Here is an 18788-nt window from a genome sequence, read left to right as displayed (position 1 = left end):
CACGAGCCCATGAAGGGACGACGGACGATGACACTCCACGGGGACCTCCCCGCACCGCAGCAGGGCCTCCTGCTGACACACTTCCTGACGGTGCGCGATGTCTCGGTTTCCCGGCGCTTCTACGCCGAAGTCTTCGGCGGCGAGGTCGTGATGGAGGAGAATCCGGCGATCGTCAAGGTCGCCAACACCTGGATCATCATGAACCCCGGCGGTGGTCCCACCCCTGACAAGCCGGGGGTCACACTGGAGGTACCACGCAGTGGTGAGCGGGTGTCCAGTTTCCTGAATGTGCGAGTAGCCGACATCGCCACCTTCTACGCGCATGCGGCTGCGAACGGTGCCGACTTCCTCACCGAGCCCGTTGACCGCGGATCCGAACTGCGCTGCTACTTCCGTGACCCGGACGGCTACCTCGTCGAGGTGGGTCAGTCCACCGGTCTGCTGGCAGGAAAGCACGCGGCCACGCCCGAGGGGTCCAGTTGAGCACCGCGACGCGGTCCCTCCATAAGGGAGTTTCCGGATGAAGGTCGTTGTATTCGACGACGGTGGGCTCATAGGCGCCGAGACCGCACTCTGGGTCAGGGATCACGGACACGAGGTGGACCTGATCTCGGCACCCGGGGGTCTTGACTCGCTCGCGCCCGAAGAGATCACCGAGTCCCTGCGCCATTGTTCAGTAGTGATCGACCTCTCGCGCCGGCTGTGTCTGAACACCGGGATCGTTACCGATGATGACGGTCATGTCATCGACGAGGAGGCCCTCGTCGCGTCATGGCGGCGTTCCACGAGCGCCCTCCTCCAGGCCGAGACGGCCGCTGGTGTCAAACACCATGTCTCCCTGTCCGTGGTAGGCGTGGACCGCATAAGAAGTGAGGGTGCCTTCCGTGCCCTCCAGGCGCACGAAGCCATGGTTCAGCGCTCCGGTATCTCGTACTCCATAGTGCGCTCCACGCAGATGTTCGAGTCGGCCGACGACATAGCGGCCGCGGGCACTGAAGACTGGATCGTTTGGGTGCCGCCGGTCGAAGTGTGCCCGGTATCCCTGACCGACGTGGCCATCCTGCTTGCGCATACCGCTGTGTCCCGACCCCTGATCGGCGTCCGTGAGATCGCCGGCCCTGAGAATCACAGGCTGGACGCGTTCGTGCGGGCCGCCCTGAGCACCGTGCATGCGGAGCACCGTCATGTCTTCACGGACGTCCGCAGCCCCTTCTTCGGTGCGCGTCTTGGCCTCACGGACCTGTTGCCAGGCGCGGACGCTTTCGTCGCGCAGACCAGCTACCGCGAATGGTGTGCCAGTCGACCTGGGCGGGACAGTACGGAAAGGCCCGGCAGCGGCGAGTACCTCGACGGTACCCCCGGGCCCCGTCACGGATCGTGCGACGACGGCTGCTCCCGAGAATAGCCCGCCAACGCCGCGAGGAGCACGAGTCGTTCCGGACCGATCATCTCAATGAATACGGGCGCTGAAACGGTGTACCACCCACCTACCGACATGGATGAAAGAGGACAATTCATGCCCGGAGATGTCGCGGAACCAGTGTCTCAGATGGTTCTGTCTCCCTTGACCAGTGCTGCGATCTTCCTGGTCGTCACGATCGACAGTGGTGGCGAGACCACCGTTCGTGCACTGCTGTCGGACCTCGGCTCGCTGGAACGGGCCGTGGGGTTTCGTGCCCAGCCCGACGGCAGGCTGAGCTGTGTGACGGGCATCGGTTCGCACGCCTGGGACCGGCTGTTCTCCGGACCACGTCCGTCCAGACTGCATCCTTTTCGGGAACTGAACGGTCCGGTGCACCGGGCCGTGGCAACCCCCGGCGACCTGCTGTTCCACATCCGCGCTTCGCGGCCGGACCTGTGCTTCGCCCTCGCCTCGGAGATCATGAGCCGGCTGCGCGGCGCGGTCACGGTCCAGGACGAGGTACAGGGTTTCAAGTACTTCGACGAACGTGACCTGCTCGGCTTCGTCGACGGTACGGAGAATCCGACGGGTCCGGCGGCGCACGCGGCTGTGCTCGTCGGCGAGGAAGACCCCCAGTTCGCAGGTGGCAGCTATGTCGTCGTGCAGAAGTACCTGCACGACCTCGACGCGTGGGAGGCTCTGCCGGTCGAAGCGCAGGAGAAGGCGATCGGCCGCCGGAAGCTGTCCGACGTGGAACTGCCGGACGACGCCAAACCGGCGGACTCACACGTTGCTCTGACCACGGTCACCGACACGGACGGCAACGAGCGCGAGATCCTCCGTGACAACATGCCCTTCGGATCTGTGGGCCGTAGGGAGTTCGGCACCTATTTCATCGGCTACGCGCGCACTCCGGAGGTCCCGGAGACGATGCTGGAGCGCATGTTCCTGGGTACGGCGTCAGCGTCCCACGACCGCATCCTTGATTTCTCCACTCCGGTCACGGGCTCCCTGTTCTTCACACCGTCCGCGGACTTCCTGGAAGACCTGCCCGCCCAGCCGGTGCCTGAGCCCTCCGCTGGTGCGGGGACCGAGGGACACGACTGAGGATCCGTGTACCTGCCAGTACAGGACTGCGACACACACCCGTCGCCCGTCTCGGTTCAGGGGAACGAGTGCCCGGCCTGTCGGAGGGTCAGGCACCCCACCCACCGCGCGTCAACCGGTTCCCTTCCCGCCGGCCACGGCCCTCAGGCGGAACTGGTAGTCGCACACCGTGGGCAGGGTGCGGCTCCGTGTGCCCTTACGCCTCTTCGTCGACCCAGCTCATCAGCTTGCGCAGCTGCTTGCCGGTCGTCTCCAGCAGGTGCTCGGAGTCCTGCTTCTTGTACTCGTTGTACTTCTTCAGACCGCCGTGGTACTCGTCCATCCAGTTGCGGGCGAACGAGCCGTCCTGGATCTCGGCGAGGACCTTCTTCATCTCGGCCTTGGTGGCGTCGGTGATGATGCGCGGGCCGGTGACGTAGTCGCCCCACTCGGCGGTCTCCGAGATGGACCAGCGCATCTTCTCCAGGCCGCCCTCGTACATGAGGTCCACGATCAGCTTCAGCTCGTGCAGGCACTCGAAGTACGCGATCTCCGGCTGGTAACCGGCCTCGGTCAGCGTCTCGAAGCCCGCCTTGACCAGAGCGGAGACACCGCCGGCGAGGACGGCCTGCTCGCCGAAGAGGTCCGTCTCGGTCTCCTCGGTGAACGTGGTCCTGATGACGCCGGCGCGGGTGCCGCCGATGCCCTTGGCGTACGACAGGGCCAGCGCGAAGGCGTCACCGGTCGCGTCCTGTTCGACGGCCACGAGGCACGGGACGCCGCGGCCCTCCTCGTACTGGCGGCGCACCAGGTGGCCCGGGCCCTTCGGGGCGACCATGCAGACGTCCACACCCGCCGGGGGCTTGATGAAGCCGAAGCGGATGTTGAAGCCATGTGCGAAGAACAGCGCGTCGCCGTCCCTCAGGTTCGGCGCGATGGACTCCTCGTACACCTGTCCCTGGATCGGGTCCGGGACGAGGATCATGATGACGTCGGCCTCGGCGGCGGCCTCGGCGGGGGTCACCACGCGCAGGCCGTCCTCCTCTGCCCTGGCCTTGGACTTGGAGCCCTCGTGCAGACCGACACGCACGTCCACACCGGAGTCACGCAGCGACAGGGCGTGGGCGTGGCCCTGGCTGCCGTAGCCGATGACCGCGACCTTGCGGCCCTGGATGACGGACAGGTCGGCGTCGGCGTCGTAGAACAGCTCAGCCATGGGTACACCTTTCACGGAGAGTTCCCCGGGCGCAGCGTGCCTGCCGAGAGTGAGCACTATGCCTCCGGGAAGCAGGGAACGCGGTAAGCAGGGCCGGGGGGAAACCGCCAGGTGTCCTGCCAGGGCAGGGCCGGAAACTGTAGAGAGCGGCCGCTCGCCAGCCCCGCCGTCGACATGACTATCTCACACCGTACGTCGACGGATGCGTGCTCGCGCCTCAGAGACTGTGAAAGCGATGACACATGCCGTGTCACAGAGATGTGGTCTGCCCTGTCAGTGAGGTGACTCCAGGGTATGCGCCTGCTCTTTCGGCGGCGAACGAACAGCCTCGTGATCCATACGACGACTTCGGCGTCGGCAATGCCAGCTGCCGCAGGTGCGTTCCCTCGCGTGTACGACAACCGAAATGAGCGTCTCATCCATGTCTCAGACCCAGCCTCACGAGTTCGACACCACCACGGCGACAGGTATCGCGACGCTTGACGACCTGCGCAGGCACTTGCAGTGGGCCATCGAGCTCGAACATGCCACGCTGCCGCCCTACCTCACGGCCCTGTACTCCCTCGACGCCGAACGCAACGCGGAGGCCGCACAGCTCATCGGGGGCGTCTTCGTCGAGGAGATGATTCACCTCGCCCTGGCTGCGAACCTTCTCAACGCCGTCGGCGGACAACCCCGCCTGGACATGCCGCACCTGCTGCCCCCGCACCCGCGTCCCATGCCGCACGCCGACCCGTCCATCGAATTGTCCCTTCTGCCGTTCGGGCCGGAGGCCCTCGAGATGTTCCTCCGGATCGAACAGCCGGCGCACCCGGGAGATCCAGCCGAGGGCGACAACTACGAGACGATCGGGCAGTTCTACGACGCCGTCGAGAAGGGGCTGCGGCGCCTGTGTGCCGAGCTGGGTGAGGACAAGGTCTTCACGGGTGACCCCGCCCGTCAGGTCTCCGGCGGCCCGTTCGCCCACACGGCGGGGCACCTCAACCCCGTCACCGACCTCAGTTCGGCGCTCGCGGCGCTGGAGGAGATCGTCGAGCAGGGCGAGGGCGCGGCTCGTGCCGATGTCTGGGACGGCGACACGGACCTGTTCCACCCCGAAACCAAGGCAGTCTCCCACTACTACCGTTTCCAGGAACTCGCGCGGGGACGGCGTTACCAGCCCGGTGACACGCCCGGGTCCGGCCCCACCGGCGAGGCCGTGACCGTGGACCTTGCCGGCGTCCGCCCGCTGCGCCCCAACCCGCGGCTGGAGGACCACCCCGAGGGCAGCGCGATCCGCACCGCGCAGGAAGCGTTCAACCAGACGTACTGCAAGATGCTGCAGCAGCTCGAGCAGGCCTTCAACGGGAACCCGGCGATGCTGGGCATGTCGGTCGGCACGATGTACGCGATCAAGGGCCAGGCACAGAGCCTGATGGCCATGCAGGACGACGACGGACTGGCCGCCGCCCCCACCTTCGAATACGTCGCGCCCGAAGACCGCGTCTGAGCCGTCCTCCCATGACACTGGGATCCGGCCGAGCGACGTCGGCTTCTGGGGTGGCCTCACTCTGCCGACGGCCCGGATGAACACCGTGCCGGCCGACGTGGTGCGCAGCGACCTTTCGAGAGCTCTTGGGCGTTCTGCTCAAGCCGTAGCCGAGCCGTCCCCGACCTCCTTACGAGGGCTGGGACGGCTCGGCTACGACCGTATGGAGGACAGCGTTGGGCGTCTGCTGACTGATCTCGTGCGGCTCGTGGTGAGTTGACGGGCGCTGAGCGGGGGCGGACAGCGCCTTGGCTGCCGGGTGTTGACGGTCGTGGGCGGCCGTGGCGGGCGAGTGCCCCGGGCGGATGTCGGGCGACCTCGCCGCAGACCTGATGCGGTCATCGCGGACAAGGCGTACGCGTCCCGGGCGATCCGCCGGGCCCTGCGTGGCCGGGGCCGGCGGCAGACCGCCGGCCTGCGACCAACCGCTACGGGGCCGGATTCCACCTCGCCTCGCACATCCTCTGGCTCCGCGAACCCGGCCAAAATCCTGTGTCACGGGTCGTCCTCGCATGCTCGTCCTTGCTGGCCCGTGGACAGCGAACGGAAACCTCCGCCCGGCCCCCATCCCGCCGGGATCAAGCGGGCTGCGATCCGCCTGTGACAGAAACACGGGACTCTGCTCGCATTCGGGGTGACTCGGGGCGATGCTCCGATAGGATGTGAGGCGAAGACATCACAAGAGCGGCGAAGGCGGACACTGTGCCTGGTATCGCGCCGTTGCGGGGGCGACGCCGCGAGTTGGCGGAACTGGAAGCGCTGGTGAGCCGTGCCCGTGTCGGCCACAGTGGCGCGCTGATCGTCTCCGGTGAGGCGGGGGTCGGTAAGACGGCACTCCTGGACCACATCACGACATGGGCCACGGCGCACGTCCGCATTGAACGCATCGTCGCCTCCCAGTCCGAGATGGAACTCGCCTACGCCGGCCTCCAGCAGCTCTGCGGGCACATGATGGGTTCGGCCGCCCGGCTGCCGGCCCCGCAGCAGGAGGCGATCGAGGTGGCGTTCGGGCTGCGCAGCGCCGCCGCAGCGCCGAGCCCGTTCCTCGTGGGGCTGGCACTGCTCGGACTGCTCACCGAGGTCGCGGAGGACCAGGCGCTCCTGTGCGTCGTCGACGACGCACAGTGGCTCGACCAGGCGTCCGCGCGTGCCCTCGCGTTCGCCGCCCGGCGCCTGGACGCGGAGGGCATCGCCCTGGTGCTCGCCATGCGCCAGGCCGACGACGTGTTCGCCGGTCTGGCGCACATGGTCGTCGAGGGGCTGGGCCACGAGGATGCGAGCGAACTGCTGCGCCTGGCGGTGCCCGGCGGTCTCGACCGGCGGATTCGCGACCAGCTGATCGCGGAGGCTCGCGGCAACCCGCTCGCGCTGCGGGAGTTGCCCCGGACCGTGGGCCCGGCCCAGGTCGCCGGCGAGTTCACGCCGACCGGTTTCCTGCCGCTGGAGAGCCGTATCGAGCAGAGTCTGATCGTGCAGCTCGCCCCGCTGCCCGCGCCGGCGCGCCTCCTGCTGCTGCTGGCGGCCGCCGAGCCCACCGGTGACCCCGGACTGTTGTGGCGGGCGAGCGCCGTACTCGGACTGGGGCCGGAGGCCTTCGAAGCGGCCAAGGACGCCGAGGCGTTCGTCGTCGGCACCCGCGTCGCCTTCCGTCACCCGCTGGTGCGGTCGGCCGTGTACCGGGCGGCCTCACCGGGGGACCGGCGTCGCGTCCACGCCGCTCTGGCGGACGTCACCAGCGTCGAGCACGATCCGGACCGCCGGGCCTGGCACCGGGCCAGCGCGACCCTGTACCCGGACGAGGAGGTCGCCGCCGATCTGGAGCGGTCCGCGGTACGCGCACGGACACGCGGCGGTGCGGCTGCCGCGGGCGCATTCCTGGAACGGGCGGCGGAGCTCACACCTTCGCCGTTCCCCCGCGGGCAGCGGTTGATCGCGGCCGCCGAGGCGAAACACGACGCCGGCGCCCCTGCCGCGGCCCTGCGCCTGCTCGAGTACGCCCACGCCCTGCCGCTCACCGCGTTGCAGGAGGCGGTCGTCGCGCGGCTGCGCGCTCGGGCGGGATACGCGCTGCGGCGTCACCGCAGCGGGGTGCAGCAACTGCTCGCAGCGGCACAGGGGCTTGAAGGGCTCGACCCGGCACTCGCCCGCGACACCTACATCGAAGCGCTGGCAGCCGCGACGTACGGCGGCAGGCTCGGAGACGCCGAACAGGTGGCCGCCGTCGCGCACGCGATTCTCCGGGCGACGCCCGCCGCCGAGGAGACCTGCCGGGCACGGGACCTTATCCTGCGCGGCCAGGCGCTGCTCGCCACCGAAGGCCAGGAGGCCGCGCTCGCCACCCTGCGACGGGCGCAGCGTGCGTTCCTCGAGCAGGCACCGGACTTCCTCGAGCTGCACTGGGTGTGGTTCGCCTCCCGTGCCGCCCAGGACCTGTGGGACCCCGCCGGGCTGCGCGCGCTCGCCAACCGGCAGGTCGAGATCGCCCGCGCCGAAGGCGTCGTCACCGTACTGCCGATCGCCCTGAGCCTGCTGATGCTGGTGCAGATGACCGACGGCGACCTGGACGGGGCGGAAGCCTCGTGCGATGAGATCGACGCCATCAAGGAGGTCACCGGCAATCCGCTCCCGCAGTACGGACGGCTGCTGCTCGCGGCATACCGGGGGCAGGCCGCCGAGGCGGAGCGCTGGGCGGCACAAATCAGGGCGGACGGGCACGCCCGGGGGGAAGGGCACGCGCTGAGCGCGGCCAACTTCTCCGAGGCGGTCCTCTACAACGGCCTGGGCCGCTTCTCGGACGCGGTGGCCTGCAGCCGCCGCGAGTTGCCCTACACCCACGAACTCAACCTCGCGATGCGCACACTGCTCGAACTGGTAGAGGCGGCCGCGCACACCGGTGAACGCTCCCTCGCCGAGCAGGCATTCGAGAAACTGGCGCGCGTCACGCGGCCGGTGGGGACCACCTACGCGTTGGCCGTGCTGGCGATGGCTGAGGCGCAGTTGCGTGCGGGTGACGAGTCCGAGAAGCTGTACCGCGATGCGATCAAGCGTTTTGAACACGAGCGGATGCCGATCTGGGTGGGGCGTAGTCGTTTGTTGTACGGCGAAGCACTCAACCGCTGGGGCCGGTACGCCGACGCGCGTGAACAACTCCGCGCCGCACACCAGGTGCTCAGCGCCTGTGGCCTGAACGGCTTCGCCCAGCGTGCCGCGGACGAACTGCGCGTCGGCGGCGAAACCTTGCGGGTCCGCGTACGGGCGTCGGTGGCGCAGCTCACCGATCAGGAACTCAACGTGGCACGCCTGGCTCGTGAGGGGCTCACGAACCGGGACATCGGCGCACGGTTGTTCATCAGCGCGCACACCGTCGAGTACCACCTGCGCAAGGTTTTCGCGAAGCTCGGCATCAAGCGGCGAACCGAGCTGAAGACCGCCCTCGCCGAACTCGGCTCCGCTTCCAGGTCTGTTGCGTGGGACTGACCGAAAACGGAGTGACGTACTCCATGGCCGACGCAGAGACCGTCGACCGCCGTTCCACCAGCCGACCCGCGAAGCCTTACTCGGACTCGTCGTCTGCCTGATCACGGCTGACACGTCCGGAGGCTTCGCCGGGGCCGGTTAGCACTTCGACTTGCCGCCCTCGGTCCGTCAGTCACCGGGGATCAACGGCACATCCCGGCCCACCCACTCGGTATCGCTTGCTCGCGTGTGGTCCGCGCAGACTGCGGCGTTCACGCCCTGTCGTGCTTCCCCGGACACCGTGCTCGATGCGGTTGTCGAGCGCATGGGCGAGACACTCGGTGCGGACCGGGCAGTCACCGCACAGGGTCTTCACCCGCTTCTGGAGCGTCGCCTCGACGAACAACGCCTCAAACTAGTCCCACCGTTGACAGCGTCAGCCGCTGAAGGACCAGTGATACTGGTGCGGCTGTCACAACGGCAGCACCTGGCCTGTCTACTTGCTGCAGACCAGCGGCGGCTGTTCCGCCGTACTCTCATGCCGGCATGTGTCATGCGGGAAACGGCAGGGGCTGCGGACAGTAGGGAGGCCATCCACCATGAGCGCCGTTGCCGCGTCGATTGCCCGGTGGGACACATTGACCCGTGTCCACCGCCGGATCGAGTCCCGGGTCGGGCGACGCCTTCATCAACACCTAGGGCTGGGAGCCAGTGAGTTTCACGCCCTGCGCGCTCTGGACGAAAGCGTGCGAGCCGGTTCGGGCCTGCTGTACCTGAATGAACTGGCCGACGGGATCGGCCTGAGTCAGTCCGGCACCAGTCGTCTTGTCACGCGTCTCCAGGAGCGTGGCCTGGTCACCACGCGCCTTTCACCACATGACCGCCGCAGCGTTGAAGTCAATCCCACTTCCGCCGGGCGCGAAGTGGTGGGGATCGGCTCTCCTGTCCTCTACCAGGCTGTCGAGGAGATCATGCGGGAACTCCGTGCCGAGGGCGCAGACGAGGACCTCGTCTGCTACCTGCGGGGCAGCACGCACGCCGCGGTCACCTACCAAGTTCCGCCACATTCCGATCATCTGCGGAGCGCTGGCGTGGTGAGGCAATCAGCCAACTGATCACTTCCTGGACACGCCAAGCAACTGGTGAGGCGTCTACATCCGGCTGTGGATGCGGGCCGTCGACGGCACGCGGCAGCGGAGGTTCACCGCCGTGGTGGCCCAGGCCGGCGCGGACGAGGACGTCAGCTGGGCCGTGTCCGTGAACTCCACCATCGTACGCGCTCACCAGCACGCTGCCGGGGCCCGTAAAAAGGAGCCCCGGCCGGAGAGCCGGACGATCACGCCATCGGCCGGTCCCGCGGCGGACCGACCACCAGGAACCACCTCGCGGCCGACGGCTGCGCCGTCCGCCGGCGTTCGTCCTCACCGCCGGTCAGGCCGGAGATGCACCCGCCTTCACGGATGTCATGACCCCTCTACGCGTTCCCCGCCCTTGAAACGGCCCCACACCAGGCCGGACCTGGTCCTGGCCGACAGGCGCGCTCCTCCGGCGTTGCGGCTCGTCTGACCTGCCTGCCCGAGCGGGCAGACCGTACCGGAGGAGGGTGCGGTGGGCGGTGGATGCGCGATGGAACATCGGGCGGTCAGCCGCACCGGCCCGATCCGGTGCTCGTGTCGCAGCCGCGTGACCTGCTGCTCGACGGTGGCAGGATCTGCCGTGGCTGTGGGTGCGGGCGGTCGGAGCGGTCGTGCATGCCCGCCGCGCCCCATTGCCGGTAGCGGCCGGCCCAGCGTGCGGTGGTGGTGTGGCAGACCTGGAAGCGTTCGGCGGGCTGCCGCAGCGGCCGGACGTCGTCCACGACACACCGGGCCGGACGCAGCCTGCCAGTCGGGGTCAGCGGGGCGTTACGGGGAGGCACGAGGGGCCTTCTGGCGGTCGGCGGCAGATGTCGCGATCCACACCGACCCCAGAAGGCCCTCACCTGTTCAAGCACCCAGCCCGCATGTCACACACCAGCCGAACGGCCAGGCGCCCCACCATGTCACCGTGCCCACCGACCAGTGGGCCGTAACACGCCCGATCGCCCCATCGATGCGCCGGTGCACACGACGTGATCGTCGCGTATGCTCGCTCCCCCGCGCCGGGACCCTTCGTGCTGGTTACTTCTGCTGTGCGAGCCACTCGTCGAAGTGGACCTCGCCGATGTGTGCGTTCGGGCCGGGGAGCAGGGTGTCGTCCTGGATCTTCGCGCCCCAGTAGGTGCCGTTCGGGTCCGCAACGACCTTACGCGTGTCCTGCTTCGCGGCAAGCTCCTTACGGATCAGCTCGGGCAGTTCGAAGACGTCGGGACCGGCGACCTCGGTGATGGCGTTGAGGGGCTCACCGACGGCGGTGCGGCTGACTGCCGTGGCGACGTCGTCGGAGAAGACCGGCTGGATCTTCACGGGGATGAGGGTCACCGTGTCACCGTCGGTCGCCTGGTCGGCGAGACCCTTCGCGAACTCGAAGAACTGGGTCGCGTGGACGATCGAGTAGGGGATGCCCCCGTCCTTGATCAGATCCTCCTGTACCTGCTTGGCGCGGAAATAACCGCTGCCCTGCAGACGGTCCGTACCGACTACGGACAGGGCGACGTGGTGGTCCACGCCTGCGGCCTTCTCCGCCTTGAGAACGTTGGACGTCGAGGTGCGGAAGAACTCCATGACGTCGTCGTCCGCGAAGGACGGGGAGTTCGAGACGTCGACGACGACCTGAGCACCCTGGAGGACGTCGTCCAGGCCTTCGCCGGTGAGCGTGTTGACACCGCTGTTGGGAGAGGCAGGCACAGCCTCATGACCATGCTCCTGCAACTTGGCGACCACCTTGCTGCCGATGAGCCCGGTTCCGCCGATGACGACCACCTTCATGATCAACCCTTTTGGTGTGCTGCACAGATGTGCGATGTGGACGTGGGGCACTGCGTGCTACCTCTATGACCAGGGTCGAACGGGATCTGTGACAGGGAGGGCATCGCGCGTTCGTGGCCTGACCCACATCCGCCTCGACCACTTCGGGCGGGTCCGGCGCGGCGAAGCCCCCGTTCCTGGTCGCCGAGCCCTTGTCGGTCGGCCTCGTCCGGACGCCTTGCAAGCTGTCCTCGCTCACTCCCTGGAGCAGTGGGCTGTGGTCCGGCCATGTCCTCCCGGTCGTCCCGCCAGAGTGTCCCGGGTGGCATGCGCGCATACACGGAAGGACCGCGGGCAGAGAGAACCGCACCGTCCTCGTCTTGCCACGGCTCTCGGACGGAGGGGAGGGCCGCGCCGACACCAGGCACACTCCCACTGCTCACCGTGCACGGACTCGCGAGGCTTCGCCGCGTATGTCGGTGTGTCCAGGTGGGCTCGTGCTCGCCCACCCGCCGTAGGGGCACGAGCAGGCCGAAAGACGCTTCGGTTCCCTTCGGTGATATCGCCCGCTACGGCCGCCCAGGATTTGGTGAGCGGCGGACCTCACGCGCCGCATCCTGCAGGGCAAGGCCGTCGGTGACGTCGGCTTCGACTCGACGCGGTTGCGTGACATCAACAGCCGGCAGTTGGTCACACATGAGTGGCATCGTCGGTCACTGAGGGCATGAGTCAATCCCTGGAATCGAAGACGGGCATCGACGAGCCGGTCACTGTCATCAAGCGCTACACCGTGCCGGCGGACGAAGCCGACTATTTCGTCGAGGTGTACCAGGAGAACGCCCGGATCATGTCGACCCAGCCGGGCTTCCTCCGCTCCCGCCTGCACAGGCCGCTCGCCGACACCCCTGAGGTGCAGTTCGTCCACATCGCCGAGTGGACCTCAGGCACTGCGCTCGACAAGGCCACCGGCAACCCCGAGTGGCATGCCTCATTGCAGCGCATGTTCGACGACCCTGGCCTTCACATCACCTCAGAACCTGCCAGCTACCGCGTCGTTGTGGAACTTCACCCTTCCTGACAGCGGGGGGCGACGCCGGCCCCTCCAGCCGGCAATGACCCATGACACACGCTTGCGCGGGACGGCGTCGTGCCCGTCAACGTTCAGACTGCCGCTAGGCACCGCCTGGTGCCGTCCAGGAAGTGAGCCGCGCCAGCGGCATGCTGTTCCGGGTCACGCACCTGGTGTACTCCCACTCCCACTCCCACGCCGAGCACCTCGGAAGCTGCCTCTCTGCTCGGTAAGGACGTGGTGCGCACCGGTCACGGTGAGACCGATCGCTGACTGAGCATCGACGCCTACCCCGGTCGCCGGGCGTAGTCCGCAGCGACTCGAGCAGGCTTTCCTCGTGTTACACGACCGTCCAACGGGACGGGAAGACCAACATGTGGGGACGCGAAGCGGACGGCGGTGTCGCCCGGCTCTCCGCCAACGACGACTGAGACGTCTGCCCCGCGGGCTGTGAGGCCCGCGCTTCCCGCCCCCGGACCGGACGTGGTCCCCGCAGTCGGGGGTGGGGACTCAGAGTTTTCATCCACCATCACGCACGTCCGGGTCCTGCGGGGCGCGAGGAGGAGGAAAAGAATGCGAACCAGACTGCTGCCGCTGCTGAGCGACTGGGAATGGCAGGAGCGAGCCGCCTGCCGCGGGATGAACAGTGCCGTCTTCTTCCCTCCTCAGGGGGAGAGGGGCCACCGGCGCCGCCAGCGGGAGGAACAGGCGCGCCGAATCTGCGACCAGTGCGAGGTCATCGAAGCGTGCGCCGCCATGGCCACTTACAACAAAGAGCCTTACGGCGTGTGGGGCGGGATGACCGCGGGTGAACGCCAGGGCCTTTGCGGCTAAGACCATCGGGACGCTGACCAGGGCGCCGGCCGATTACGGTCCATGCGGGCAGGCCGACTGCTCTCGCAGAGGAACCAGGAGCATGGAGTGGAAGCCGGACGCGTCCGTGGGCGCTTCCCGCTCGGGGAGGAGAGCCTGGAAGACGCTGCTGTGCGGGGCACGCAAGTCGAGCATGAGGGGCTGCCCTGTGGTCAAGGCGTCGGGGAACTGGGCGATGCGCAGGAGCAGCGGCCCCGCTGTCGCTGGGTGCCGCCTTTGTTCGTCAGGCAGGGCGTCTGGTCCGCGACCGCCTGTCGTCCCTGGCCAGGTCGTACGCACGCCAGATCGGCAGTATCCGGCGCGCCATGGCGTCGGGTCCGAGAGCGTCGAGCAGTGTGGCCGAGCGGGCGTCGTCCGTCAGGACGCCCAGCAGTTCCGCGTCGTTGCTCCGTACCGCCGCGACGTATGGATGCGAGCAGCAGTCTGTCATGCCGAAACTTGTCACAACCGCGCTGCCACAGCTGTCTTCCTTCTCAACAGCCGTAGTCGACAAGCCGGTTGTGCGTCGTCCGTACCATCCGCGGTGTCGAGTGGCGCCGTGCACACGCCGGCTGACGATGTATCTGGTGACGGGGGGCCAAGTGGAGGAGAGAAGTGTCAGCCGAATGCGACGGCCGAGGCGGCCGGTGACCACGGCAGTCGAAGTGTCCGGAGCCACGGTGCGCTACGGCGGGGTGGCGGCCGTCGAGGACTTCACGCTCTCGCACTCCAGCGGCGGTGTCATCGGGCTGATCGGTCCCAACGGTGCGGGAAAGACAACCTTGTTGAACGCCCTGTCCGGTCTGACGCCGCTGACATCCGGCTCCATCCGCGTCAACGGTCACGACATCACAGGCGTCGGCCCGGTACGTACCGCCCGCCTCGGTGTGACCAGGACCTTCCAGAACCTCCAGATCTTCGGCTCGCTGACCGTGCTGCAGAACGTCATGCTGCCGCGCACGGCCCGGAGCCTGAGCCTCTCCCTGGGACACGCTCTGGGTCTGGCCTCGGCGAAGCGCCGGATGGCCGCCGAGCGCCGCACGGCCCGTGAACTGCTGGAAAGAGTGGGAATGGGCCAGTACGCACAACTGTCTGCGGACAGTCTCGCCTACGGACTTCAGCGCCGGGTGGAGATCGCCAGGGCTTTGGCGGGAGACCCCGCACTCCTGCTCCTGGACGAACCCCTCGCGGGTCTCTCGCGCGCGGAGAGTGCTGATCTGACGTCACTGTTCACCGACATCGCTGCCGAGGGCGTGACCGTACTGCTGGTCGAGCACGACGTCGCCGGAGTCCTCTCGGTGTCGGACCGGGTGGTGGTGCTGGACCACGGCCGGCTGCTGGCGGACGGCACACCCGATCGGATCGCCGCCGATCCCGTGGTGCGGGCCGCCTACCTGGGCGAGGAGAGGTGACCGAGCTGCTGCGCGCCACTGGGCTGGTGTCCGGATACGGCCGGATCGAGGCCCTGCACGGCGTGGACGTCTCGGTGGACGCCGGGCAGGCCGTGACCGTGATCGGACCCAACGGCGCGGGCAAGTCGACGCTGCTGCGTACCCTCGCGGGTCTGTCCCGCCCGTGGCGGGGTACCGTCGAGTTCGACGGCAGTGACGTGACCCATTGGTCTGCGGAACGGCGGGCGCGATCAGGTCTGGTGCTCGTCCCCGAGGGCCGGCACGTGTTCGCCGGGCTCACCGTCGAGGAGAACCTGCGGCTGGGCGGTTATGCGGCGGGGCGGGCGGCGACCGCGCCCGGGCTGAACGCTGTGTACGACCTCTTTCCCGCGCTCGCCGGCCGTCGGCGACAGCCCGCCGGTACCCTGTCGGGCGGCGAGCAGCAGATGGTGGCGATCGGCCGCGGGCTGATGAGCCGTCCGAAACTCATGCTGCTGGACGAACCGTCCCTGGGGCTCGCCCCGCAGGCGGTCCGGCTGGTGACCGACGCCCTCGTGGAACTGGCCGGGCGCGGCACCACGCTGGTCCTGGTCGAGCAGAGCGCGAGCGTCGCGTTCCACGTGGCACACCGCGGCCACCTCATGGAGCGGGGCGACCTCGTGGCCTCGGGACTCATAGACCAACTGCGCAGGGATCCCAGGGTCCTTCAGGCCTATCTCGGAGGGTCCGCAGGATGAACGTACCCGCCTCGCCCACACTCGGCATCAGAACCCGGTAGGCCCGCATGTCGCAGTTCTTCGACTTCACGCTGTCCGGACTCGGAGCCGGCACCACCTATGCCCTGGTCGGTCTGGGGGTGGCCCTGGTGTACCAGGTCACCAGTGTGATCAACTTCGCGCAAGGCGACTTCGTCATGCTCGGTGGGCTTGGTTCCGCCGTGTTGTACGAGGCGGGCACGCCCCTGTGGGCGGCCGCCCTGATCGCGATCGCGTTCACCGCCGCGGTCGGTGGTCTGCTGGACCTCGTCGTCATCAGAAGGGCACGGGGCGCCGACAGCGAACGGTTGATCATCCTGACGATCGGCGCCTCGGTGACTCTGCAGGGCGCTGCGCTGCTCGCCTTCGGCGCGGACTCACACTTCGTCCCGCCGTTCTCCCAGGGAGGCGCCTTCGACGTGTTCGGCGCCCATGTGCCCCGGCAATACCTGTGGTGCGGTGTCGCCACCGCGGCGGCGGTCGCGCTGATGTGGGCGTTCCTCACCAGAACCTTGTGGGGTACCGCGATGCGAGCCACGGCCATGGACCCCGAGACGGTCCGACTCATGGGTGTCTCGCCGGCCCGGATGAGTTCGCTGGCGTTCACCTGGGCCGCGGCGCTGGGCGCTGTGGCGGGAGTGTTCCTGGCTCCCTTGCAACCGCCGGACGCGTCGGTGGGCATTGCCTTCGGTCTCAGGGGCTTCACAGCGGCAGTGATCGGCGGACTCGTCTCCCCGGTGGGAGCCGTCGCCGGCGGGCTGCTGGTCGGACTGGTCGAGGCGTACACCACCGGATACCTCAGCAGTGAGTACAAGGACACACTCACCTACGGGTTGCTGCTCGTGGTGCTGCTACTCCGGCCCACGGGGCTGCTGCGCCGGCCGCCGGTGGCGCGGGTATGAACACCTCGCACAGGGCGCGCGCCCTGCTCCATTCCCGTGCGGCCGGGTACGCGGCCTTCGTCGTACTGCTGCTGGCCGTGCCCGCCGTCTTCACGCGGGTGCCCTTCTACACGATGTCGGTGGCGGTACTGATGTGCATCCAGGCCACCGCCGCGCTGGGGCTGGTACCTCTCGTCGGCCGTGCCGGGCAGATCTCCCTCGGGCAGGCCGCCTTCTCCGCCGTGGGCGGGTACACCTCTGCCGTCCTCACCGGCAGATGGCAGGTGAACGCCCTGCTCGCGTTGCTTGCCGGGGCCGTCCTGGCCATGGGGGTGGCGTACGCCGTGGGGTTGTTCATCTTCCGGGCACAGGGCCAGTACCTGGCCCTGGCGACCCTGTCGTTCGGTCTGGTGGTCACCTCGCTGGCCAACCAGCTGCCGCTGACCGGTGCATCCAACGGCCTGGCGGGGATCCCGTCGCTGGCACCGTTCGGAGTGGAGCTGGACACGGACCTCTCGTTCTACTACCTGGTGGCCGGCGTGCTGCTGTTCGCCGTGCTGGCCGTTGACGCGTTGCTGCGGTCCCCTGCGGGCGATGCGTTGAGTGCGCTGGGCGACAGCCCCGTGGCGACGGAGGCGGCCGGTGTCTCGGCCGCCTCGTTGCGCCGTGGCGCGTTGGCGCTCGCGGCCGGGCTCGCCTCGATCGCGGGCAGTCTGTACGCCCATTGGTCGTCCTTCATGGACCCCGGTCAGGCAGGACTCCTCAGCTCGGTGCAGTTGCTGGTCATCGCCTCGGTCGGTGGACTGCGCACTCCGTGGGGCGCACCGCTTGGCGCTCTGGTGATCATCACGCTGTCCGAGGCGTCCAAAGACGTGATCCCGCAGGTGTTCCCGTCCGCTACCGGGAACTTCGACATCGTCGTCTACGGGATTGCTTTGATCGCCGTCCTGCTGTTCTTGCCCAGAGGGATGGGCGGCGTGTCGTCGGTATTCAGGCAGCGGTCGGCTCGGGTGAGGCAGGACGGGCCTGACCCCGCCGCGACCGCTCGTACACAGAAAAGAGAGACGCAGTGATCCGGACACGTACCACGTTGGCTCTGACCGCAGCGGTTCTGGTTGGCGCCTTGGGGCTCACCAGCTGCGCGGCGCCGGAGAAGGACGACGCGACGGGCGGCGGGCAGGGTAAGGGGGCGGACATCGTGATCGGCGCCAGCCTGGAGCTGTCGGGGCCCACACAGAGCATCGGCACGGCGTACAAAAAGGCCCTCGAACTCCAAGTGGACTCGATCAACGAGCAGGGGGGCCTGCTGGGCGGACGCAAGCTGAGGCTGATCGTCAAGGACAACCAGACCAAGCCCGCGCAGAACATCACTAATGTCAACGACCTGATCAACAACGACCACGTCGCAGCAGTGATCACGGGCGGCTGTTCGGCGTGCACCGTACCGGTCACCACCATTGTGGAGAAGCGCAAGGTACCGCTGATCTCCCTGGCCTCGGCGACGGCGATCACCAGCCCGGTGGCAGAACGGCGGTACACCTTCAAGATCTCGCCCAATCCCGCTCAGGATGCCGGGGTGCTGCTTGCCGCACTGAAGAAGAAGGGGGTGAGGAGCATCGGCCTGCTCAACGTCGACAATCCTTATGGTCAGGAGGGCCGCGCGGCGGTGCTGGCCCAGGCCAAGAAGGCCGGCATCGAGGTGACCGGCACGCAGCAGTTCGGCCAGGAGGACAAGGACATGAGTGTCCAGGCGAAGCGCCTGGTCGCCGAGCGTCCCGACGTCGTGGTCGTGTGGGCGGTGATGCCGGCGGCCGGGATCATCGCCAAGAACCTGCGGGACGCGGAATTCCAGGGAGGTGTCTATCTGGATGCCGGCGCCGGCGCGGAACTCTTCGTCAAGGGCGCTCAGGGAGCGGCAGAGGGCGTCCACATGGTCTTTCCCCGGGTATTGGCGATCGGCGACGTGACCTCACAGGGCGAGAACGTCCGTGCTCAGAAGGAATGGGTGGCCCGGTACACCGACAAGTACCGGAACTACTCCGGCTTCGCCTCCTTCGCGGCGGACGCCGCCCTGATGCTGCGCAACGCTGTCGCCAAGGCGGGAACTACGGACGGCCCGAAGCTGCGCGACACCATCGAGACACTCGGTTTCGACGGTATGTCCGGACCGATCCGCAACACGGCGCAGGAGCACTCCGGCCTCCAGCTCGAATCACTCGGCGTCCTTGTGGTACGCAAGGGCGAATGGCACCTCGCGAACTGATGTC

General features: G+C 68.1%; 17 protein-coding genes and 3 pseudogenes. 15 read left to right on the top strand and 5 right to left on the bottom strand.

Annotated features, from left to right (window positions below):
- The first annotated feature begins 27 nt into the window (after window positions 1–27).
- The 3 genes from ACZ5DC_RS31435 to ACZ5DC_RS31425 all read left to right on the top strand — a co-directional run bounded on the left by ACZ5DC_RS31435 (window position 28) and on the right by ACZ5DC_RS31425 (window position 2509).
- The gene (locus ACZ5DC_RS31435) at window positions 28–483 is read left to right on the top strand and encodes a VOC family protein (RefSeq protein ID WP_468658286.1); all 456 of its coding nucleotides are present in this window, start codon (window positions 28–30) and stop codon (window positions 481–483) included.
- Between the two features lie 37 nt (window positions 484–520).
- Entirely contained in the window at window positions 521–1405 is an 885-nt protein-coding gene (locus ACZ5DC_RS31430; protein ID WP_468658284.1) for an SDR family oxidoreductase, read from the top strand.
- A 111-nt stretch (window positions 1406–1516) separates the two neighbouring features.
- The gene (locus tag ACZ5DC_RS31425; protein WP_468658282.1) at window positions 1517–2509 is read left to right on the top strand and encodes a Dyp-type peroxidase; all 993 of its coding nucleotides are present in this window, start codon (window positions 1517–1519) and stop codon (window positions 2507–2509) included.
- 196 nt (window positions 2510–2705) lie between these two features.
- On the opposite strand, the gene ilvC is transcribed toward ACZ5DC_RS31425, so the two are convergent.
- Window positions 2706–3704, bottom strand: a complete 999-nt coding sequence (ilvC, locus tag ACZ5DC_RS31420; protein ID WP_468658280.1) for a ketol-acid reductoisomerase — start codon at window positions 3702–3704, stop codon at window positions 2706–2708.
- 421 nt (window positions 3705–4125) lie between these two features.
- Here ilvC and ACZ5DC_RS31415 point away from each other — a divergent pair, with 421 nt between their 5' ends.
- From ACZ5DC_RS31415 to ACZ5DC_RS31405, 3 genes and pseudogenes are all read left to right on the top strand, one after another.
- A complete protein-coding gene (locus tag ACZ5DC_RS31415; protein WP_468658278.1) occupies window positions 4126–5193 on the top strand; it encodes a ferritin-like domain-containing protein in 1068 nt (355 codons plus the stop codon).
- A 328-nt stretch (window positions 5194–5521) separates the two neighbouring features.
- Window positions 5522–5898: pseudogene (locus ACZ5DC_RS31410) on the top strand (hypothetical protein); the annotation flags it as partial.
- Between the two features lie 36 nt (window positions 5899–5934).
- Window positions 5935–8709 (top strand): AAA family ATPase, encoded by a 2775-nt coding sequence (locus tag ACZ5DC_RS31405; RefSeq protein ID WP_468658276.1) that lies wholly within the window; start codon window positions 5935–5937, stop codon window positions 8707–8709.
- Between the two features lie 172 nt (window positions 8710–8881).
- On the opposite strand, the gene ACZ5DC_RS31400 is transcribed toward ACZ5DC_RS31405, so the two are convergent.
- A complete protein-coding gene (locus ACZ5DC_RS31400) occupies window positions 8882–9094 on the bottom strand; it encodes a WhiB family transcriptional regulator (RefSeq protein ID WP_468658274.1) in 213 nt (70 codons plus the stop codon).
- Window positions 9095–9287: 193 nt separating this feature from the next.
- Here ACZ5DC_RS31400 and ACZ5DC_RS31395 point away from each other — a divergent pair, with 193 nt between their 5' ends.
- Together ACZ5DC_RS31395 and ACZ5DC_RS31390 are read left to right on the top strand one after the other, a co-directional pair.
- Window positions 9288–9803 carry a MarR family winged helix-turn-helix transcriptional regulator gene (locus ACZ5DC_RS31395; protein ID WP_468658272.1) on the top strand — a complete coding sequence of 172 codons (516 nt, stop codon included), beginning with the start codon at window positions 9288–9290 and terminating at the stop codon, window positions 9801–9803.
- A gap of 43 nt (window positions 9804–9846) precedes the next feature.
- A pseudogene (locus ACZ5DC_RS31390) lies at window positions 9847–10224 on the top strand (transposase family protein); the annotation flags it as partial.
- Here the strand turns inward: ACZ5DC_RS31390 and ACZ5DC_RS31385 are convergent.
- Window positions 10195–10606: pseudogene (locus tag ACZ5DC_RS31385) on the bottom strand (leucine zipper domain-containing protein); the annotation flags it as partial. The pseudogenes ACZ5DC_RS31390 and ACZ5DC_RS31385 sit on opposite strands and share 30 nt — an antisense overlap.
- Window positions 10607–10847: 241 nt before the next feature.
- Window positions 10848–11594: an SDR family oxidoreductase gene (locus tag ACZ5DC_RS31380; RefSeq protein WP_468658270.1), complete on the bottom strand. Its 747-nt coding sequence runs from the start codon at window positions 11592–11594 to the stop codon at window positions 10848–10850.
- A 703-nt stretch (window positions 11595–12297) separates the two neighbouring features.
- Here ACZ5DC_RS31380 and ACZ5DC_RS31375 point away from each other — a divergent pair.
- Window positions 12298–12651: an antibiotic biosynthesis monooxygenase family protein gene (locus tag ACZ5DC_RS31375; RefSeq protein ID WP_468658268.1), complete on the top strand. Its 354-nt coding sequence runs from the start codon at window positions 12298–12300 to the stop codon at window positions 12649–12651.
- A gap of 564 nt (window positions 12652–13215) precedes the next feature.
- Window positions 13216–13476, top strand: coding sequence for a WhiB family transcriptional regulator (locus tag ACZ5DC_RS31370; protein WP_468658266.1), 261 nt, complete (start codon window positions 13216–13218; stop codon window positions 13474–13476).
- A gap of 262 nt (window positions 13477–13738) precedes the next feature.
- On the opposite strand, the gene ACZ5DC_RS31365 is transcribed toward ACZ5DC_RS31370, so the two are convergent.
- Entirely contained in the window at window positions 13739–13945 is a 207-nt protein-coding gene (locus ACZ5DC_RS31365) for a hypothetical protein (RefSeq protein WP_468658264.1), read from the bottom strand.
- Window positions 13946–14141: 196 nt separating this feature from the next.
- On the opposite strand from ACZ5DC_RS31365, the gene ACZ5DC_RS31360 reads away from it, so the two are divergent.
- From ACZ5DC_RS31360 to ACZ5DC_RS31340, 5 genes are read left to right on the top strand one after another with little or no spacing between them, the layout of a single operon-like run.
- Entirely contained in the window at window positions 14142–14906 is a 765-nt protein-coding gene (locus tag ACZ5DC_RS31360) for an ABC transporter ATP-binding protein (protein WP_468658262.1), read from the top strand.
- Complete coding sequence (locus tag ACZ5DC_RS31355) at window positions 14903–15622, top strand: ABC transporter ATP-binding protein (RefSeq protein ID WP_468658260.1); 720 nt, start codon at window positions 14903–14905, stop codon at window positions 15620–15622. Before ACZ5DC_RS31360 ends, ACZ5DC_RS31355 begins: the two co-directional genes overlap by 4 nt.
- A gap of 47 nt (window positions 15623–15669) precedes the next feature.
- Window positions 15670–16542: a branched-chain amino acid ABC transporter permease gene (locus tag ACZ5DC_RS31350; protein ID WP_468658258.1), complete on the top strand. Its 873-nt coding sequence runs from the start codon at window positions 15670–15672 to the stop codon at window positions 16540–16542.
- On the top strand, window positions 16539–17594 hold the full coding sequence (locus ACZ5DC_RS31345) for a branched-chain amino acid ABC transporter permease (protein WP_468658256.1): 1056 nt from the start codon (window positions 16539–16541) through the stop codon (window positions 17592–17594). Before ACZ5DC_RS31350 ends, ACZ5DC_RS31345 begins: the two co-directional genes overlap by 4 nt.
- 17 nt (window positions 17595–17611) lie before the next feature.
- A complete protein-coding gene (locus ACZ5DC_RS31340) occupies window positions 17612–18784 on the top strand; it encodes an ABC transporter substrate-binding protein (RefSeq protein WP_468658254.1) in 1173 nt (390 codons plus the stop codon).
- Window positions 18785–18788: the final 4 nt, after the last annotated feature.

The organism is Streptomyces sp. NPDC031445 (assembly GCF_055581365.1).
This window is presented reverse-complemented; position numbering and strand designations above follow the sequence as displayed.

Coding starts and splice junctions, on each gene's coding strand:
- ACZ5DC_RS31345 (WP_468658256.1), top strand. CDS start 16,539: ATGAACACCTCGCACAGGGCGCGCGCCCTGCTCCATTCCCGTGCGGCC.
- ACZ5DC_RS31375 (WP_468658268.1), top strand. CDS start 12,298: ATGAGTCAATCCCTGGAATCGAAGACGGGCATCGACGAGCCGGTCACT.
- ACZ5DC_RS31350 (WP_468658258.1), top strand. CDS start 15,670: ATGTCGCAGTTCTTCGACTTCACGCTGTCCGGACTCGGAGCCGGCACC.
- ACZ5DC_RS31425 (WP_468658282.1), top strand. CDS start 1,517: ATGCCCGGAGATGTCGCGGAACCAGTGTCTCAGATGGTTCTGTCTCCC.
- ACZ5DC_RS31415 (WP_468658278.1), top strand. CDS start 4,126: ATGTCTCAGACCCAGCCTCACGAGTTCGACACCACCACGGCGACAGGT.
- ACZ5DC_RS31370 (WP_468658266.1), top strand. CDS start 13,216: ATGCGAACCAGACTGCTGCCGCTGCTGAGCGACTGGGAATGGCAGGAG.
- ACZ5DC_RS31395 (WP_468658272.1), top strand. CDS start 9,288: ATGAGCGCCGTTGCCGCGTCGATTGCCCGGTGGGACACATTGACCCGT.
- ACZ5DC_RS31365 (WP_468658264.1), bottom strand. CDS start 13,945: ATGACAGACTGCTGCTCGCATCCATACGTCGCGGCGGTACGGAGCAAC.
- ACZ5DC_RS31435 (WP_468658286.1), top strand. CDS start 28: ATGACACTCCACGGGGACCTCCCCGCACCGCAGCAGGGCCTCCTGCTG.
- ACZ5DC_RS31380 (WP_468658270.1), bottom strand. CDS start 11,594: ATGAAGGTGGTCGTCATCGGCGGAACCGGGCTCATCGGCAGCAAGGTG.
- ilvC (WP_468658280.1), bottom strand. CDS start 3,704: ATGGCTGAGCTGTTCTACGACGCCGACGCCGACCTGTCCGTCATCCAG.
- ACZ5DC_RS31430 (WP_468658284.1), top strand. CDS start 521: ATGAAGGTCGTTGTATTCGACGACGGTGGGCTCATAGGCGCCGAGACC.